Origin of the sequence: Kamptonema animale CS-326 (genome assembly GCF_028330895.1) — a bacterium.
GTDB classification, from domain to species: Bacteria; Cyanobacteriota; Cyanobacteriia; order Cyanobacteriales; family Microcoleaceae; genus Kamptonema; species Kamptonema formosum.
In genome coordinates, this window is record NZ_JAQMUA010000224.1 from 1 (window position 1) to 17996 (window position 17996).

Sequence of the window (17996 nt, forward strand, 5' to 3'; positions counted from 1 at the left end):
CCCCCCCCCCACCCTACGTTTAATTATGTCCGACTACTTACCACGCCTGTTGGCGGCATTACGTAATCGTGCGTAAGTCCCGATCAAATATCTAATACCCCGGCAATTATTGATAATGCAACAATCGGTGCTGTCACTGCTCTCAGAATTCTACTCCCCAAAGACACAGGTTGAAAACCAAACTCGATCGCATTTTTTACTTCCTTCTCCGTCCATCCCCCCTCTGGCCCTGTAGCGATTACAATCGATGAGTAATTGGTAATTGGTAATTGGTGATTGGTAATTGGTGATTGGTGATTGGTGATTGGTGATTCTTCCTTTTCTATTTTATTATCTAATAAGCAATCTAATAAATGCTGTGAATTGCCGCGAGCAACGCAAATATATCTATACTTTCGATCGCAATTTTCTACCCCAACTGCAAAGGAAACGGGTTCTAAAATTACAGGTACAATTTGCCGTTCTGACTGCTCGGCCGCCTCAGCCGCAATCCGCCGCCACCGCTCAATCTTCTGAGAACTCGGCTTGAGTAAGGTGCGATCGCTAACTACAGGTATTATACAATATACCCCTAGCTCTACCGCCTGTCTCACAACATCATCAAAGCCATTTCCCTTGGGCAAAGCCACCATCAGCGTCACATCTACATTCAGCTCACTTTTAATAAAAACTTCCTCTTGTATAACGGCAACTGCATCTATTGCGGCCAACTCAGCCAGCCAGCAATGCCCCCGCCCGTCCATCGCCAAAAAGCGATCGCCCTCTCTCAAGCGCAAAACTCGATACAAATAATGCTGCTGTTGTGCAGTCAGGATAATTTGTCGATCTTGGAGTTGAGAAGGAGCGATCGCTAATCGTTGTAATTGGGCCATGTGACGTTAGATTTTAGATATTCAATCCAAGATTTTATTCAATCTCAAATCTACAATCTAAAACCTACCATCGGCTCAGCCTTATTCCTTGATTTGTTTCAAGTAAGCCGAGATTGCCTCTGTAGCTAGCTGTGTTATTGGCTTACCCTGACGGGCTGCTTCATCTTTCAGCTCACTGTAGATTTCATCGCGAACGCTAATTCGACGACGGACTTTGGCAGCACCTGCGGGGCTTGTCTCATCCCCATTGTCGTTACTGGCAGTAACTTCTAATTCATTGAGCTCAGTGGTCATCGAGGCAGCAGATGGGTAGTTGGTTACAAAATGACGGATATATTCCATCCCAACGCGATCGCAAAAATCTCCGAAACTCTCTCCTAAATTCCGTCCTTGTTTAAAACAAACAAAAATCGGCTCTAGAAAAGTTTCCAGGCCATTAAAAGGAACTTTCTCCTCAAAAGGTTTTGCTAGCCGCGTTTGGTCAGGAGAACCACCCAGCCAAACTTGATAGGCTTCAGGCGCACTCCCAACAAATCCCAATTCTGCCATATAAGGTCTCGCACATCCATTGGGGCAACCAGTCATCCGCACCACAAAATGTTCCTGCGGCATTCCCAATTTCTCTAAAACTGCCCGAATCCGGTCTAAAATTCCCGGTATTACCCGTTCTGATTCAGTAATCGCCAGCCCACAGGTCGGCATTGCCGGACAAGCCATTGAATAGCGTACTAAGGGGTCAATCGCAGTTTCCGATTTAATTCCGCAGCGGTCGAGAATTCCTTGAATTTCCTGTTTGCTATCGGCTGAAATCTCGTAAATCAGTACATTTTGGTGCGGTGTAACTAACATCGGCAGGTTGTATTTCTGCACAATTTCCCGCAGCGCCGTTTTTAGCTGAAATCCGCCTTCATCCTTAACTCGACCATTTTCTATGGAAATGCCGACAAAAAGTTTGCCGTCACCCTGTTCGTGCCAACCCAAGAAATCGTAGTATTTCCACTCTGGTAGTGGCTTAAAAGCTGTTAAGGGTTTGCCAAAATACTCTTCTACTTTTGCCTTGAATTTCTCCACGCCCCAGTCATTGATCAGATATTTTAACCGGGCGTGGCGGCGGTCGGCGCGATCGCCATAATCTCTTTGCGTCGCCACAACAGCCTTAACCAGATCGTAAACATCATCTTTTGCTACATAGCAAATCTCATCGGCTACCCGTGCAAAAGTCTCTTCTTTATTGTGAGTGCGACCCAAACCCCCACCAGCAAATACGTCAAACCCTTCTAACTCCCCAGCGGAGTTAACGATGACCACCAAACTCAGATCCTGGGAATACAAGTCAATGGAATTGTCTCCCGGTACTGTCACCGAGCACTTAAACTTCCGGGGCATATACTGCGCCCCGTAAATTGGCTCTTCCTTGTCCTCAAAGATAGTCCCGTTTTTATTCTCTTGTCTCGCCGCCGTCACCGCTGGGTCTTCTTCGGCCGTCACTGCCTTTTCGCCATCCAGCCAAATCTCGTAATAAGCACCCGTCTGGGGTGTGAGCAAGTTAGCAATATTCTCGGCGTACTGTCTAGCAAACGCATAGTCTGGGCGATTTTTATAGGGTGCTGTCGGTGCCATCACGTTGCGGTTTAAGTCGCCGCAAGCTCCTAGAGTTGACCCCATACTTTTTATAATTGACGAAAACACGACTTTGAGATTTTTCTTCAAAACGCCGTGTAGCTGGAAACCTTGACGAGTCGTGGCCCGCAGCGTACCGTTGCCATATTCCTCAGAGAGTCGGTCTAAGGTCAGGTAGAGCTCCGGCGGCACGAATCCCCCAGGATTGCGGGTGCGGAGCATCATTTGAAAGTCTTTCTCCTGACCCTTAACCCGATTGTCGCGGTTGTCCTGTTGGTAGGAACCGTGAAATTTGAGGATCTGAATGCCGTCTTCGGTGAAATGCGTTGTGTCTTGCAACAGCTCAGTTGCAACGGGTTCCCGCAGGTAGTTGCTGCGTTCTTTCCAGCCTTCTGCTTTAGAGAGCTTGCGTTGGGTGGGAGCGATCGGAGTTTGAGTCATGGATGCAGTGCCAGTTGTAATCAGCAAAATTTACTTGTATATTCCTTGACAAAATCACTCAAAAATGCTTGAGTAGGAAAATTAATAGCGGTAATCCGGTGGGAATTGTGTTCAATCATTTTATTTTAACATGAGGGCATGGCGAAGTTGCGATCGTAATTAATAATTTAAGATTGCTCGGTAAGGTGACTTTGCAGGAGGTGTTTTCACTCCCTAGAGGGCGGCGTTAGGTGAGTTAGAATTGCTGGTAACGCTACTTTGCGGGATATATTCTGAGCGCCGATACGGTCTTAGCTGAGCTACGAATAATTGATAGAGGAACAAAAATGCCAGATTCATTAATGTATGAAGAAAACCATTTTGTAGTCTTGGAGCAAAATCAGCCAGAGCAATTCTTGACTACCGCAGAACTGCTAGAAAAGCTGAAGCTGATTTTAGCTCAGCGGCAGGATGATTTGCCGAGGGAAGTGCAAAAATTTACCTCTGTGGAAGCTCAAGCCCAACATTTGATTGACACTTACTGTGAATTAGATGTCGGGCCTGGAAACTTTTTACAATGGTATGCTGTGCGATTGGAAAAGTAACATTTATTGCTAATTGCTAATTGCTAATTGCTAATTGCTAATTGCTAATTGCTAATTGGGGGAAATACATTCCCATCTTCCCCATCTCCCCCACCTTCCCCATCTGCCCCACCTCTCCCATCTACCTCATCTCCCCCTCTTCCTGATTACCTTTTCCTTCCCTAAGCTTTGGCTGCAATTAAAGCCAAATCAATTTGATTTTCAGCAGGTTGAGTAACTTGAGCTTTTAAACCAGGGCCAAAAAAAGTAGCAATTTTATCCTGTTTTTCTTGCCAAGTTTCTAGAGGAAACAACGGCGAATAAAATTTCAGAACTAAAGTATAAGCACCATCAATGGTAATTTCTTGCAACCCTTTGAGCAAAGGTCTTTCCTCATCTGTGGGAGCTAAACCTAAACGTTTAAGAGCATCATCTAAGTGAGCTTCTTGACCATAGCGGTAACGAGTTACATCCTTACGAAGTTGATTTTGAGTAGGCGTAGCCTGCTGTTCTCGCAGGGCCAATACTTCGGGAGTTGTGGGTGTGGTGAAAGGTACTGGGGTGAGTTCAGAGGCTTTCAAGGCTAGACCTCCGAGTAGCAGTGGAACTCCGTAAAAAAATCCTGCCAGATTGAGGGTAGGATTGCCCGTGAAATAGGCCCAAAATCCACCAATTGTTAAAATACTGCCGACAACTAAGCCGACGATCGCTAAAGAAATTTGACGTAACATATTCAGTAGGTTAGTTTGTGGGATGCACAGAATATAGCAGTTTTCAGTTGCATGAGAACAGGATAATTGCTAATTGCTAATTGAGAATTAAGAATTGTTATTGATTCTTAAGTCCAGATCGATAAGAGTTTAGCAGAAATTGGACGTTTTTATAAGCTTGCTTCTGTGCGATCGCACTTGCACATTTTTCTGGGACGGCGTTACAATTACCCTCCACAAGTTTTTACCAGCTAGAATATAACTGATCCCGTCTGGCTCGATCGCAGCCCCCTAAGTAATTGCAACTATGTTCGCTCTCTCTCGCTACGAAATTTCTACTCAAATTTACGAAATACAAACTTTAGCTGAACCTTTGAGCGACAATAATGATTAAAAAATATCGAGGATACTATGCTTAAACTACTTAGATACATTAGTATTTCTCTGATTACCGCCTGTTTGCTATTTGCTTGTCATGCTTCGGCACCCACCCCATTAAAACACCCTCCTTTGAAAGTGGAATTTACATCTTTTGTTGGGGAGCATTCAGGCATCATTGCTCAAGAAAAAGGATTCTTCAAAGCCCAAGGGGTAGATGTGGAATTAATTTATAAACGATACATCCAATTGGAGATAGCAAATTTCAGTGCGGGTAAATATGATGCTATAATATTGACCTTGGGAAGTTTTATCAACTTGAGTGCCACAAATCCAGATATACAAGGCGTGGTGGTTATAGATGAATCAACAGGCGCAGATGTGGTAGTCGCTCAATCGCAAATTAAAACCGTCGCTGACTTGAAAGGGAAAAAGCTAGGTGCAAATCTAGGCGGTTTTAGCGAAATTTTCGTGACTGAAATGTTGAAAACTGCCAACTTAACCAGCGATGATGTGAACTTGGTTAAAGTAGAGGCTTCAGAAATTCCTCAACGCCTGAAAAATAACGCTATTCAAGCCGGACACACTTGGGAACCCCATCTCTCTGAAGCTATCAAATTAGGGGAACATATCTTATTTACCAGCAAACAAACCCCTGGCTTGATTTTAGATATGATTGTCTTTCGTGGTGAGATAATCCGCGATCGCCCCGAAGACGTTCGGGCATTTGTACGAGGATGGCTAGAAGCCTCGACCTACTGGAAAGCAAATGTTCAGGAAGGAAATGCTATCATCAGTAAAGCGTTAAAAATTCCTAGCAATACAATCTCTCTGGAGGGAGTCAACCTAACTGATTTAGGTGAAAATCAAAAATTCTTTCAATCTAGCAACCCTAACTCCATTTACAAAACTGCCAAGATCTATGCAGACTTTTTTATTCGCTCTGGAAACGTGACGCGCATTCCTGAGCTAAAAAGTTTGTTCAATTCTTCTTTCTTAAACCCTCCCTCCTAGTTTAAAGCCATGCAGCACTCCCTTTTAGGCGGCATCCGTACAAAGTTGATCGCCTCCTTTCTCATTGTTGCTTTGAGTCCGTTGCTGTTATTGGCATTTCTCAACAAACAGACAACTGAAAAAGCACTAACTGACAACGCAAAACAAGCCTTATCTGCGGCGGCTAACGAAACTGCTAATAGAATAGATGCTTTTATTGATGGAAATCTCAATGCGGTGCGTGTAGAGGCGATTTTACCAGGTTTGGCACGCTACCTGAGCCTAAATCCAAAACAGCGAGATGAAAGTCCCGAAATGCAATTGGCGACAGAAACATTAATTCGTCTCAGTCGCAAAGATATGATCAATGTTCTCTCCTATGCTTTGCTCGACTTAAACGGTAAAAATGTGTTAGATACATATACATCGAACATTAGCAAAGATGAATCTACTCAAGATTACTTTAAAAAACCGCTGCAAACTGGGTTATCCTTTGTTTCTAGCATGAAGCGAGCGCCGACAATTCCTGACCTTGTCACCCTCTTTTTTAGCAGTCCAGTTCGCAATGCCAAGGGAGATATATTGGGTGTGTTGCGTGTTTCATACAATGCTACTGTTGTCCAGCAGTTAGTAACTCGACAAACTGAACGGGCTGGGGCAAAATCTTTTGCTATTCTTTTAGATGAAAACTATATTTATCTGGCACATAGCACTGCACCAGAAATGATTTTTAAATCAATTATGTCTCTGCCTGCCGATGTTGTAACTCAACTGCAACGGGAAGGGCGTTCACCTAATTTTTCTGTCAAAGAATTGGCAACTAATGAGTCAAAACTTAAGCAAGCATTGGATAATAAAGAGTCGTATTTAATTGCATCTTTGGCAGCAACAGGCGATCGGGTTAATCTGATTGCGATCGCTCGTTTGCAATATAAACCTTGGTCTGTGTTGTTCGTACAGCCCCTTGCTGTTGCCCTAGCACCTGTAGAAAAGCAAATTCGTGACGCAATGTTTCTATTTGCATTTATCGCTGGAGTAGTGACCATCATCGCTTTCGCCATTGGGCAACTGTTAACAAAGCCAATAATTTACCTTACCAATATAGTTTTCCAGTTTAGCGCAGGTAAATTAGATATCCGCGCCAAAATTAGCTCAAAAGACGAAATAGGTCAACTAGCAAAATCGTTTAACAATATGGCACTTCAGTTACAAACATCTTTTGAAACTTTGGAACAACGGGTACAGGAGAGAACAGCAGAGCTAGTAATTGCTAAAGAAAAAGTAGAAAATGCAAATCAAGCTAAAAGTTTATTTATTGCCAACATGAGCCATGAATTGCGCTCGCCTCTCAATGCTATTCTCGGTTTTTCTCAATTGATGGTACGCGCCACAAACTTGCCGCCGGAACAACATGAAAATGCGGGCATCATCTATCGCAGTGGCGATTATCTATTGACACTGATTAATAATGTTCTGGATCTATCGAAAATTGAAGCAGGTAAAACTATCCTCAATCCTAAAGACTTTGACTTACATCTCTTGCTAGATGATTTAGAAGATATGCTCCATCTAAGTGCAACTAATGCTGGCTTAAAGTTGGTCTTCAAGCGGCATGAAAATGTCCCCCGTTATATCTGCACCGATCAAGTTAAATTGCGTCAGGTTTTAATTAATTTACTTAGCAATGCCATCAAATTTACCTCGGAGGGTCAAATTACTCTCTCTGTTTTTCAGGGAAAGCCAGAAATCACAGATGTTTTTAATCTTCATTTTCGTGTGCGCGATACTGGAGTGGGAATTGCCGTCCCCGAATTGCCACAGCTTTTTGATGCCTTTTCCCAAGCACAGGCAGGAAAAGAAATGCAAGAAGGCACGGGATTAGGTTTAGCCATCAGTCGGAAATTTGTCCAACTGATGGGCGGAGATATTTCCGTAGAAAGTAAATTAGGAAAAGGCACAACTTTCCAATTCAATATTCAGGCAAAATTGGGTCAAGAAACAAATCCCAAGATTTCAGAAGAACATCCACGAGTGCTGGGGCTTGTTCCCAATCAACCTACATATAAAATTCTCATAGTAGATGATAAACATATTAATCGCAAATTACTAATTAAATTGCTCAGTCCTTTGAGATTTGAGGTCAAAGAAGCTAGTAATGGAAAAGAAGCGATCGCGATTTGGGATGAGTGGGAACCGCACCTAATTTGGATGGATATGAGAATGCCTGTGATGGATGGCTACGAAGCTACAAAATATATTAAATCCACCACCAAAGGCAATGCTACAGCGGTGATTGCTTTAACGGCAAGTGTTTTAGAGGAAGAAAAAGCGATCGTGCTTTCGGCTGGGTGTGATGACTTTGTTCGTAAACCTTTTGCTGAATACACCATTTTTGACACACTAGCTAAACATCTTGGTGTAAAATATATCTATGCAGAAACAAATTTGCCCACAATCGATGAGCGCTCGAAAACTATCTTAACATCGCTACAGCTAACCTGTATGCCGAGAGAATGGATTAGTCAACTATACGAAGCGGCACTTGAGGCTAATACGAACCTCGTCTTACAATTGATAGGGCAAATTCCAGAGAGAGAGACTCATTTGATACAATCACTAACAAAAATTGCTCGACAATTTGAATTTGAACAGTTGGTTGACTTAGTGGAACCCCTAATAACTAATGAATGCTAACTCCGAAACAGAAAGTAAAGGTAACATTCTCCTAGTAGATGACATTCCCGACAATCTACAACTTTTAAGCGATTTGCTCCTCAAACTCGGCTACACTGTTCGCAGCGTCACCAGTGGCAGAATGGCACTAAAAACAGTCCAAGTGAAGCGACCAGATGTGATTCTTTTAGATATCAAAATGCCCGAAATGGATGGCTATCAAGTCTGTAAAACCATTAAAAAAGATGAAAGTTTACGCACAATTCCCGTAATATTTATTAGCGCTTTAGATGATGTTTTTGACAAGGTGACTGCCTTTAATTTAGGTGGAGTTGATTACCTTACCAAACCCTTTCAGATTGAAGAAGTTGTAGCCCGTCTGGAAAATCAGTTAACCATCCAACGCCAGCAACGACTTTTGGAACAAGAAATTGCTAAACGCAAGGAAGCAGAAGAGGTACTTTATCAGTCCAGAGCATTACTATCTAGTATTTTAAATAGTTCCCTTGATGGCATTGCGGCAATGCAAGCCGTTCGTGACCCTAGAACAGGAGATATTGAAGATTTTCGTTGTTTAGTAGTCAACCCTGTAATTGCTAGAGCCTTTGGCAGTAGGCGTGAAGATACGATCGGCAAGCTAGCACTGAAGAAATTTCTCAGCCGTTTTGAGCCCGAACTATTTACTCGTTTTGTTGAAATTGTTGAGACGGGAGAACCATTAAAACTGGATTTTTACTCTCCGTCAGGAGAGTCTTCTTGGTATCACTTTGTAGCAGTGAAGTTAGGAGATGGTTTTGCCATTACTATCCGTGATATCACGGCTAGAAAACAAGTCGAAATGGCTCTCCAAGATGCCAATCATAAACTAGAATTACTGGCGAATTTGGATGGTTTAACTCAAGTTGCTAACCGTCGTTGTTTTAACGAGCGTCTGCAAAGGGAATGGTCGCGCTTGGCGCGAGAACAACAGCCACTTTCACTAATTTTGTTCGATGTTGATAAGTTCAAATCCTACAATGACTATTATGGTCATCTAGCAGGTGATGATTGTCTCATTAAGATAGCGCAAGCAGTACAGCAGGAGGTTCATCGTCCCGCCGATTTAGTGGCGCGTTACGGCGGCGAAGAATTTGTGATACTTCTCCCTAATACAGATTTAGCGGGAGGGATTAATGTAGCGGCAAAGATTCAGCAAATAATTCACAATTTAGCGATTCCCCACGAACATTCTAATGTAAAGGATATCATCACAGTTAGTCTCGGCATCGCCTCCCTAATCCCAACCTTAGAAGTTCCGCCAGATACGCTGGTTGCTCATGCAGACAAAGCGCTATATCAAGCCAAAGAATACGGGCGAGATCGCTATTTTACAAATACTTGATACAATGTAAATAGGGAGCCTTAAAAACGGATTGAGTATCAGATAAGTAAATCCACCTAATAAAACATAAGATCGGGATGGCTAAAAAGCTGACTGTATAAACATTCTTCCTTCTCTCCTAGATAACTAAATTTTTCTTCCTTCTTCCTTCTTCCTTCTACTAGCTTTTTTGACACTTTCTTAAAAATCTAGCACAGTAAGTACGGAAGACCCGCAAAATTGCCATAAGTCAGCATTAGAAATCAGAGAGGCGGCGATCGCAGACCTGCTGGAGCCTATCGGCACTCAAAAAGTTTATGATGATATTACAATCCTTGTCCGCAAGCAAAAATAAATATTTCTAGTTGAGTTTGGTGTAAACTTACGCCTGTAGGTTTGCCGCCTAGTTGTAACCTATTTTAGCAACGCTCAACTCAATAGTGTATTATCATCAAATCAGGGTGTAGAGTCAAGCGATCGCGATTTCCGCTAGACCTAACATAAACTCAGCAGTTGAGAATTAATTATTCTGGGTTAATCCGGGACTGCCATCCAGATCGCCAGTATCATCAAGATATCTAGATCGCCGATTGCGATCGCCAAACCTAACCCTCTTAACTCCATCTCAGACCATGCTCAAAGATGAAAATCGACAAGCTACTACTGTCAATAGACCACCAGTTGACCAAAATAGGTCAATCCTAGAGCAGATTAACTCCCTCAAGCGCGAGGATGAAAGGCTCTACAATATCTTAGCGATCGATGTCTGGGCATTAGCTAAGACAATGGATGAGTATCAACCAGGATTCTGGGCAGCTTTTATGAAAAATCGTGAGAAAGCACTGAAGCGATTTTTGTCTGAGATGATTAAGAACAAACCCGCCAATACCAAACGCCCTCCCTTCCTCCGCTAAGCTGAAATCAGCTTCAATTTTCTGGCTAAATATAATAGCAGTTTTTGGCTGTTATAGTTTATATGTTTTTGTTAAAAGTAGCAAAGGAAACAGACAATGGATGCACAAACAATTAGAGAACGGGTAGCAACTATCGAAAGCAAGCGCGAAACTCTAATCCGCCTGCTAGAAAGACCCGACTTAGGTATTCTTAAAATTGATGTCAGTCAAGCGATTGAAGAAATTGACGACTTAATCGCAGAGTTCAAGCGCACATTTCCTGATAGTTAATAGTTAACGGTTAACAGTTAACAGTTAACCGTTAACCGTTAACCGTTAACCGTTAACTAATTCAAAGCCATTTCCATCAAAATTTGCTGAGAACTGACTTCAGGACTATTAGGAGAAGGCCGACGCTGAATATAATGACCATCAGTCTGCAAATCCCAAGCTTGACGATTATCTGCTAACATAATCCCCAGAATTTCCTGTAAATCCTTAGCAATTTCCGAGTCTTCAACGGGAGTAATCGCCTCAACTCGACGGCTAAGATTGCGTCGCATCCAATCAGCAGAACCAATATAAACCTCCTCCTCACCCCCATTTTGGAAGTAAAAAATCCGCGAGTGTTCCAGATAGCGGCCCACAATACTAATCACCTTAATATTGTCGCTAACTCCCTCCACTCCGGGGCGCAAACAACAAATGCCACGCACAATTAAATCAATTTTCACCCCCACCATCGAAGCTTCATAAAGCGCCGCAATAATCTGGGGATCGACCAAAGCATTCATCTTCGCCACAATCCTGCCCGTCTTACCATTTTTGCAGTGTTCCCCCTCCCGGCGGATCAGCGCCAAAAAGCGATCGCGCATATTCACCGGTGCAACCAACAACTTCCGGTAACAATGCTGACGCGAATAGCCAGTCAAAAAATTAAACAGATCCGTCAAATCCGCCCCCAAATCCTCCCGACAACTTAATAGCCCCAAATCTGTATAAAGTCGGGCAGTTTTCGGATTGTAATTGCCAGTACCAATATGTACATAACGGCGAATTCTATCTTCTTCCCGGCGCACCACCATCACAATCTTAGTATGCGTCTTCAGCCCCACCAAACCATAAACAACGTGAACCCCCACCTGTTCCAACTTCCGAGCCCAATTAATATTATTCTCCTCATCAAATCGAGCTTTTAACTCCACCAAAACAGCCACCTGCTTGCCATTTTCCGCCGCCGAAATCAAAGCATTAACAATCGGTGAATCCCCAGAAGTCCGGTAAAGAGTCATCTTAATTGCCAATACCGCAGGGTCAAAAGCCGCCTGAGTAATAAACCGCTGCACCGTAGCCGAAAAAGAATAATAAGGGTGGTGCAACATCAAATCTCGCTGACGAATCACCGCAAAAATATCTTCTTCCCCATCAGCATCCGATTGGCTAGACTTCGCATTCGAGTCACTTAACCGCCGCAGGCGAGGCGGAACCACAGGATTCCAAGAGGGATCTTTGAGTTCCGGTACTGGCAATGCCATAAAGGACATCAAATCACCCAAACCCAGCAACCCATCTACCGCATAGACATCCTTTTGCCCTAAATCCAACTCCTCAACCAACATATCTCGCAGCACTGCGGGCATACTCCCTTGAACTTCCAGGCGCACCACAGAACCCCCAAAGCGACGTTTACGGAGTTCCTGTTCAATTGCTTGCAGCAAATCGTCCGCTTCGTCCTCTTCTACCGCTAAGTCAGCATTACGAGTAATCCTAAAAGGGTGATATTCCTGAATGTTCATCCCCGGAAATAGGGATTCCAAATTATGGGCTACCACCTGTTCTAATGGCACTCCCGTCCAGATTGTCCGCTGGCCTTTTTGTTGCAACTGCAACTCTGCTGGTAAAGGCACAAATCTGGGCAAAACTTGAGGGACTTTGACGCGAGCAAACAATTCTTCATCCTCATCTGGGCCTTTGATTACTACTGCCAGATTGAGGCTGAGATTGGAGAGATAGGGGAAAGGATGGCTGGGGTCAACTGCTAGAGGTGTGAGTACGGGAAATACTTGTTCTTCAAAATAGCGGTGCAGGTATGTCCGCTGTTCTTGGTTGAGGTCGATGTAATCGAGAATGTGAATACCGTTTGCTGCTAATTTATGCCGCACTGTTTGCTCAAAATAGGCGTGTTGTTGAGAAACTAGCGGTAAGAGTCTTTTGTTAATTACGTCTAATTGTTCTTGAGGGGTGCGGCCGTCGGGGCTTAATTGGCTGACGTTTGCTTCTACCTGTTGCTTGAGGGCCGCTAACCGCACCATGAAGTATTCGTCTAAGTTTGAGCTAAAAATAGCCATAAACTTGAGCTGTTCTAGTAGAGGGGTGCGCGGGTCGAGGGCTTCGTGCAGCACCCTGCTGTTAAACTCTAACCAGCTCAGTTCTCGGTTGAAGTAGTATTGGTGGTCGCTGAGATTGATTTCAGCAACAGTTTTGGTAGCAGTCTTTTTACTCTTAGACATGGCTGGGAAGAGTTGAGTGTTTAGAGCTTGCTGGTTTGCTCGCAAGTTGCGAGGGGTTTTGAATAAAACTTTAGCTTAAAAGGGATGGCGATCGCGATCGCGCAGATTCACTATAAGTAGAAGGAAGAAGGATTTAGTTTTCTAGGAGAGAAGGAAGAATGTTTATACAGTCAGCTTTTTAGCCATCCCGATCTTATGTTTAATTAGGTGGATTTACTTATTTCCCAAATTCTTCCTCTTCGATCCCTATCCACCATTCGCCTAAATTCATTAAATCTTTGTGAATCTGTGAGATCTCACTTGTATATTCTTCAAGGGAAAGTTCGCTAGATCTCTCTTGAAGTTTTTTCATCCGCAGTTGTACTAACAGCCAAGGTTTGGAAATGCCATTGCTTGCTTCAATATATTGGGCTAATTCTTTACTATCCATTTTTTCACAGAAATATAATTACGACTTACGCACGCTTTTCGTAACGCCGCCCTCTGGGGGTAAAAATACCGCCCAGAGGGCGGCGTTACAAATAGATTTGCTATTTAAGAAGATAGCCGCAATTAATAACACGGCTGTCTTTCATACTTTCAGAACTTAAGCACCGCAATCGCTCAAATTCTAAGCAGCTTTCGCTAGATTTTCTGCGGCGAAATCCCAGTTAGCTAAATTGTCTAGGAAGTTGGCAATAAAGTCTGGGCGGCGGTTCTGGAAGTCCAGATAGTAAGCGTGTTCCCATACATCCAAAGTTAGCAACGGGGTTTGACCGTGAACTAACGGGTTTTCTGCATTAGCAGTTTTGGTCACTTTGAGAGTGCCATTATCTAAAACTAGCCATGCCCAACCACTACCAAATTGAGTAGCAGCAGCGTTCTTAAATTCTTCTTTGAATTTGTCGAAACTGCCGAAGTCGGCGGTGATTTTGTCAGCTAATGCGCCTGTGGGAACTCCACCGCCACCTGGTTTCAGGCAACTCCAGAAAAAGGTGTGATTCCACACTTGGGCGGCGTTGTTAAAAATGCCCGCTTTGGACGAATCTTTGAACGATGCGCTCACGATTTCTTCGAGTGATTTATCGGCTAATTCTGTGCCTTCAATCAGTTTGTTTAGATTGGTCACGTAAGCTGCGTGGTGCTTGTCGTGATGGAATGAGAAGGTTTTCGCCGACATATTGCCTGATTCTAGGGCGTTGTCGGGGTAAGGTAGGGGGGGAAGTTCAAATGCCATTGTGTTCAATCCTCTCTAAAGTTATGTATTGGGGTTGACTTTCCGGCTTTTGTATGCTAGCCCAGAGTAACTAGCTTCAGATTAACTGAGCTAGTGTCAACAAATCTTTACAATCTGTTTATTTTATAGCAGTTGGGAAATTTTGGCATAACTACGAGGACATAGTTAACGGTTAACGGTTAACTTTTACTCCCCATCTCCCCTGCTCCCCTGCTCCCCCGCTCCCCATCTGCCTTCCGTCTTGGGATCTGCTAGATTGAGGAGAATTGATCGAAGTCTGTAGTAAAATTCCTAAATTTCCTTGGTTTTTTAATTTTTAATTTTTAATTTTTAATTCCCATGATGGAGATGGAATTGCAGAGGTTGAGGGAAGAGCAACAACTGATCCTTAACCAAGTAGACAATGCGATCGCACTCTTTGACTCTTCCCAGTGTCTAGTTCTGTTCAACAAGAAACTAGCTAAAACTTGGGGGTTTTCTCCAGAGTGGCTGGCAACAAAACCCTCTTGGGATCTCTTTTTTGCCGAAATTGTCAACCAAAACTACTGGTCTAGCGAACAGTGGCAGGAGTTCAAACAAGCTTTCCAACAAACTGAATCTGAGAGCGTATCTTTCTACTGCGAACAGGCAAATGGCGACTGTTTGGAAATTTACACTACACTGACCCCTAACGGCGGACGGCTATTTAACTTTCGAGATGTTACCATCTACCAACGTTCTCAAGCTAGTTTAAATGCAGAAGTAAGTCGGCTGAGATTCCTCTTAGGTCTTAACGAACGTCTGCAAAACTCTGATAGTCTCAAGGAAATAGGGCAATTTGCTCTCAGTTATCTAGTGGAGGCAATGAATGCAGCCTTCGGAGATGTGAAGGTAATTAGCGGTGAAAGTCTGACTAGGCAAGCGAGAGTCCTCACCAACAAGATTTCTGCTCAATTTATTGCGACTTACGGCGAACCAGCAATAGCCCAAATGCAAGCAATCATCAATCAGGGTATCCCCTATGGTGAAGGGATGCTCTGGCAAGTAGTGGAAACGGGTAAACCCGTATTTATTGAAGATTATGTTGCTCAAACCAACGCTGTACCAGCATTCCGCCATCCAGCTATCGGTCAACTGGGGATATTTCCGATTCCTGCTACTAATGGGGCGATTATCGGGGTTTTAACTCTGGAGTCGCGCAATTTGCAACAACTGCAAGACGCGCCCCAGAAAGATATGCTGCTAGCGGCTTGCCGTACTTTGGGAGTGGCAATCGAAAGGGCTGAGTCTCAAGAACGACTACGACAAATTAATGAGGAATTAGAGCGTTCTTCGCAGTTGAAGTCAGAGTTTTTAGCATCAATGTCCCATGAATTACGAACGCCGCTGAATAGCATTTTAGGGTTTTCTGACTTGCTGCTCAGGCAAATTTCCGGCCCGCTGAGCGATCGCCAAATCAGCCATCTTGGTCTGATTGAAAAAAGCGGTCAACATCTATTGCACCTGATCAATGATATTCTCGACCTCTCTAAAATCGAAGCAGGCAAAGCAGAGCTAGATTTACAGACTGTCTATATTCAAGAAATCTGTACTGACTGTCTAAAAATGATTCATCCTCGCGCTGACAAAAAGCGAATTGCTTTGTCTTTAGAATTGGATTATCGGCTAACGAAGGTACTGGTCGATGAACGACGAGTGCGGCAGATAATTATCAATTTACTATCGAATGCGATCAAGTTTACGCCGGAGGCGGGCCAAGTTAAACTGAGCGGACGCTTAGCTTACGGTAGGGAGATTGAAGACGATTATCGACCGGATTGTTCCCCAGTGAATGCGAGTACGCCTTACTTATGTTTGGAGGTGAAAGACTCCGGTATCGGCATCCCTTCAGAGCGTTGGCATCTACTATTTCGCCCTTTCCAGCAAGTAGATTCTTCCTTAACGCGCCGCCATGAGGGCACGGGTTTGGGTCTGGCGCTGACAAAGCGACTGGCAGAACTGCATGGCGGGACGGTTTCTTTTCAATCTATTTGTGGATGTGGTAGCACTTTCCGGGTTTGGCTGCCTTTGACAGAGATGCGATCGGAGCTTTCTACGCCTAGTTCTGATATTCGATCGCTTTCTGCGGCTATTCCCAAATCCGAATCTATTGGTAACAAACGAGTTTTGGTTGTGGAGGATCAGCTTTTTAACCAAATGCTAATTTCTGAATTGTTAGAGTTGGAGGGGTACACGGTGGAGTTAATCAGCGACGGTAAGACGATGCAGCGGGCGATTGACTCATCTCTGGCAACGCTGGAAACCCTGCCGCATTTGATTTTGATGGATATTCAACTGCCAGATATTGATGGGTTTGAGTTGATGCACAAACTCAAGGCTCACAAGTTATGGCGATCGGTGCCGGTGATTGCGGTGACTGCTTTGGCAATGCCGGGAGATCGCGATCGCTGTTTGGCTGCGGGTGCGTCTGCTTATTTAAGTAAGCCTTTGGATCTCAATTCTGCGATCGCAACTATCCACTCTTTAATCCGTTGTTGAAGGGAAAGAGATTTCTGTTGGGTAATTGCTAATTGCTATTGCTAATTTGTAAGGGTGTACATCACTTTCTTGATAACTACTATATAGATAGGGTTAAGTTATATATAACCCGTTCTTTGTCAACAGTTAACAGTTAAAATTTAACATACTTTAGCTATCAACTATGTCAAACAATTTGCCCTGCATTCTGTTGGTGGATGACGAACCAACTAATCTTATTCTGTTAGAAGAGTTGCTACAATTAAAAGGGTACAACACTCAATCGGCAGCCTGCGGTTCCGAAGCACTCTCAATTGCACAGGAGTACCGACCTGACTTAATATTATTAGATGTGATGATGCCAGAAATGGATGGTTTTGAGGTCTGCGAGCGTCTAAGGCAGGACGACAGTTTAAAAACAATACCTATAATATTTATAACCGCTCTGGATGACGATAGTTCGCGGTTAAAAGGATTAGAAATGATGGCCGATGATTATTTAACTAAGCCATTTAACAGCCGCTTACTATTGGCAAAAGTCGAAAATGTTTTGCAGTTGAGCCAAATGCGATCGCAAGCACTTTCCTCGCAAGTGCGGCAACAGGAAAAGGAACAAACTAAGCGTCAGGTAATAGCAGCTTGGGAAGTTAACGAATATCTCTCAGAAAAGTTTCGCCTATTTGTGCCAGAGCAATTTCTCCAACGGATTGCCCCTAAAGGAGTAGAATCAATTCAGTTGGGGAACGTTACAGAAGAAGAAATTACAATTTTATTTTGCGATATTCGGGGATTTACTGCGATTGCAGAATCCCAAGCTGCTCGCGAAACTTTTGAATGGCTAAATGGTTTTTTTACCCAGATGGGTGCTTGCATCGCCTCCCACCGGGGTTTTATTGATAAATACCTTGGTGATGCGATTATGGCTGTATTTGATAAACCAGGTTTTCACGCTCAAGATGCGATCGCTGCTGCTACTAGAATGCTACAAACCTTACAGGAATTTAATATTAATCGCCACCAATATAACTTAAAAGCTCCTGTCAAGATCGGTATCGGCATTAACACTGGTATTGGCATGATTGGCACTTTAGGGTATGACGGTAGAATGGATTCTACTGTAATTGGCGATGTAGTAAATACTGCTTCTCGCTTAGAAGGTTTGACCAAGATTTATGGTTGTCCAATCATTGTAAGTGAAGCTGCGATCGCCCATGCTAGAAAAGCGGGGGAGCAGGGAAGCGAGGGAGTAGGGGAGCGGGGGAGCGAGGGAG

14 protein-coding genes are annotated in these 17996 nt (G+C 43.6%); 8 read left to right on the top strand and 6 right to left on the bottom strand.

Annotated features, from left to right (window positions below; translation table 11 throughout):
• Positions 1–83 precede the first annotated feature (83 nt).
• Positions 84–872 carry a 16S rRNA (uracil(1498)-N(3))-methyltransferase gene (locus PN499_RS12855; protein WP_272032329.1) on the bottom strand — a complete coding sequence of 263 codons (789 nt, stop codon included), beginning with the start codon at positions 870–872 and terminating at the stop codon, positions 84–86.
• A gap of 81 nt (positions 873–953) precedes the next feature.
• Positions 954–2933 carry a sulfite reductase, ferredoxin dependent gene (gene sir / locus PN499_RS12860; RefSeq protein ID WP_272032344.1) on the bottom strand — a complete coding sequence of 660 codons (1980 nt, stop codon included), beginning with the start codon at positions 2931–2933 and terminating at the stop codon, positions 954–956.
• Positions 2934–3259: 326 nt separating this feature from the next.
• On the opposite strand from sir, the gene PN499_RS12865 reads away from it, so the two are divergent.
• On the top strand, positions 3260–3517 hold the full coding sequence (locus tag PN499_RS12865) for a CRR7 family NDH-1 assembly protein (RefSeq protein WP_272032330.1): 258 nt from the start codon (positions 3260–3262) through the stop codon (positions 3515–3517).
• Between the two features lie 161 nt (positions 3518–3678).
• On the opposite strand, the gene PN499_RS12870 is transcribed toward PN499_RS12865, so the two are convergent.
• Entirely contained in the window at positions 3679–4227 is a 549-nt protein-coding gene (locus tag PN499_RS12870; protein ID WP_272032332.1) for a DUF2854 domain-containing protein, read from the bottom strand.
• Positions 4228–4617: 390 nt separating this feature from the next.
• Here PN499_RS12870 and PN499_RS12875 point away from each other — a divergent pair, with 390 nt between their 5' ends.
• The 5 genes from PN499_RS12875 (at position 4618) to PN499_RS12895 (ending at position 10794) form a co-directional block, all read left to right on the top strand.
• Positions 4618–5598: an ABC transporter substrate-binding protein gene (locus PN499_RS12875; protein ID WP_272032333.1), complete on the top strand. Its 981-nt coding sequence runs from the start codon at positions 4618–4620 to the stop codon at positions 5596–5598.
• A gap of 9 nt (positions 5599–5607) precedes the next feature.
• On the top strand, positions 5608–8271 hold the full coding sequence (locus tag PN499_RS12880; RefSeq protein WP_272032335.1) for a hybrid sensor histidine kinase/response regulator: 2664 nt from the start codon (positions 5608–5610) through the stop codon (positions 8269–8271).
• Positions 8261–9631, top strand: coding sequence for a GGDEF domain-containing response regulator (locus PN499_RS12885; protein WP_272032336.1), 1371 nt, complete (start codon positions 8261–8263; stop codon positions 9629–9631). Before PN499_RS12880 ends, PN499_RS12885 begins: the two co-directional genes overlap by 11 nt.
• 611 nt (positions 9632–10242) lie before the next feature.
• A complete protein-coding gene (locus tag PN499_RS12890) occupies positions 10243–10524 on the top strand; it encodes a hypothetical protein (protein ID WP_007358276.1) in 282 nt (93 codons plus the stop codon).
• 96 nt (positions 10525–10620) lie between these two features.
• Positions 10621–10794 (top strand): hypothetical protein, encoded by a 174-nt coding sequence (locus PN499_RS12895; RefSeq protein WP_272032338.1) that lies wholly within the window; start codon positions 10621–10623, stop codon positions 10792–10794.
• A gap of 56 nt (positions 10795–10850) precedes the next feature.
• Here PN499_RS12895 and ppk1 read toward each other — a convergent pair whose 3' ends face one another.
• The 3 genes from ppk1 to sodB form a co-directional block, all read right to left on the bottom strand.
• Complete coding sequence (gene ppk1, locus PN499_RS12900; protein ID WP_272032340.1) at positions 10851–13013, bottom strand: polyphosphate kinase 1; 2163 nt, start codon at positions 13011–13013, stop codon at positions 10851–10853.
• Positions 13014–13230: 217 nt separating this feature from the next.
• Positions 13231–13443: a hypothetical protein gene (locus PN499_RS12905; protein WP_272032342.1), complete on the bottom strand. Its 213-nt coding sequence runs from the start codon at positions 13441–13443 to the stop codon at positions 13231–13233.
• A 180-nt stretch (positions 13444–13623) separates the two neighbouring features.
• Positions 13624–14229, bottom strand: coding sequence for a superoxide dismutase [Fe] (gene sodB / locus PN499_RS12910; RefSeq protein WP_007358280.1), 606 nt, complete (start codon positions 14227–14229; stop codon positions 13624–13626).
• Between the two features lie 348 nt (positions 14230–14577).
• Here sodB and PN499_RS12915 point away from each other — a divergent pair, with 348 nt between their 5' ends.
• Both PN499_RS12915 and PN499_RS12920 read left to right on the top strand, forming a co-directional pair.
• Positions 14578–16746 (top strand): hybrid sensor histidine kinase/response regulator, encoded by a 2169-nt coding sequence (locus PN499_RS12915; RefSeq protein WP_272032345.1) that lies wholly within the window; start codon positions 14578–14580, stop codon positions 16744–16746.
• 163 nt (positions 16747–16909) lie between these two features.
• The coding region (locus PN499_RS12920; RefSeq protein ID WP_272032343.1) for a response regulator at positions 16910–17996 on the top strand (1087 nt) is incomplete at its 3' end.

What these genes read in the sequence shown, in the direction of transcription:
- ppk1 (WP_272032340.1), bottom strand. Translation starts at nt 13,013, where the DNA reads ATGTCTAAGAGTAAAAAGACTGCTACCAAAACTGTTGCTGAAATCAAT.
- PN499_RS12885 (WP_272032336.1), top strand. Translation starts at nt 8,261, where the DNA reads ATGAATGCTAACTCCGAAACAGAAAGTAAAGGTAACATTCTCCTAGTA.
- PN499_RS12905 (WP_272032342.1), bottom strand. Translation starts at nt 13,443, where the DNA reads ATGGATAGTAAAGAATTAGCCCAATATATTGAAGCAAGCAATGGCATT.
- PN499_RS12890 (WP_007358276.1), top strand. Translation starts at nt 10,243, where the DNA reads ATGCTCAAAGATGAAAATCGACAAGCTACTACTGTCAATAGACCACCA.
- PN499_RS12875 (WP_272032333.1), top strand. Translation starts at nt 4,618, where the DNA reads ATGCTTAAACTACTTAGATACATTAGTATTTCTCTGATTACCGCCTGT.
- PN499_RS12895 (WP_272032338.1), top strand. Translation starts at nt 10,621, where the DNA reads ATGGATGCACAAACAATTAGAGAACGGGTAGCAACTATCGAAAGCAAG.
- PN499_RS12915 (WP_272032345.1), top strand. Translation starts at nt 14,578, where the DNA reads ATGGAATTGCAGAGGTTGAGGGAAGAGCAACAACTGATCCTTAACCAA.
- PN499_RS12865 (WP_272032330.1), top strand. Translation starts at nt 3,260, where the DNA reads ATGCCAGATTCATTAATGTATGAAGAAAACCATTTTGTAGTCTTGGAG.
- PN499_RS12870 (WP_272032332.1), bottom strand. Translation starts at nt 4,227, where the DNA reads ATGTTACGTCAAATTTCTTTAGCGATCGTCGGCTTAGTTGTCGGCAGT.
- PN499_RS12880 (WP_272032335.1), top strand. Translation starts at nt 5,608, where the DNA reads ATGCAGCACTCCCTTTTAGGCGGCATCCGTACAAAGTTGATCGCCTCC.
- sodB (WP_007358280.1), bottom strand. Translation starts at nt 14,229, where the DNA reads ATGGCATTTGAACTTCCCCCCCTACCTTACCCCGACAACGCCCTAGAA.
- sir (WP_272032344.1), bottom strand. Translation starts at nt 2,933, where the DNA reads ATGACTCAAACTCCGATCGCTCCCACCCAACGCAAGCTCTCTAAAGCA.
- PN499_RS12855 (WP_272032329.1), bottom strand. Translation starts at nt 872, where the DNA reads ATGGCCCAATTACAACGATTAGCGATCGCTCCTTCTCAACTCCAAGAT.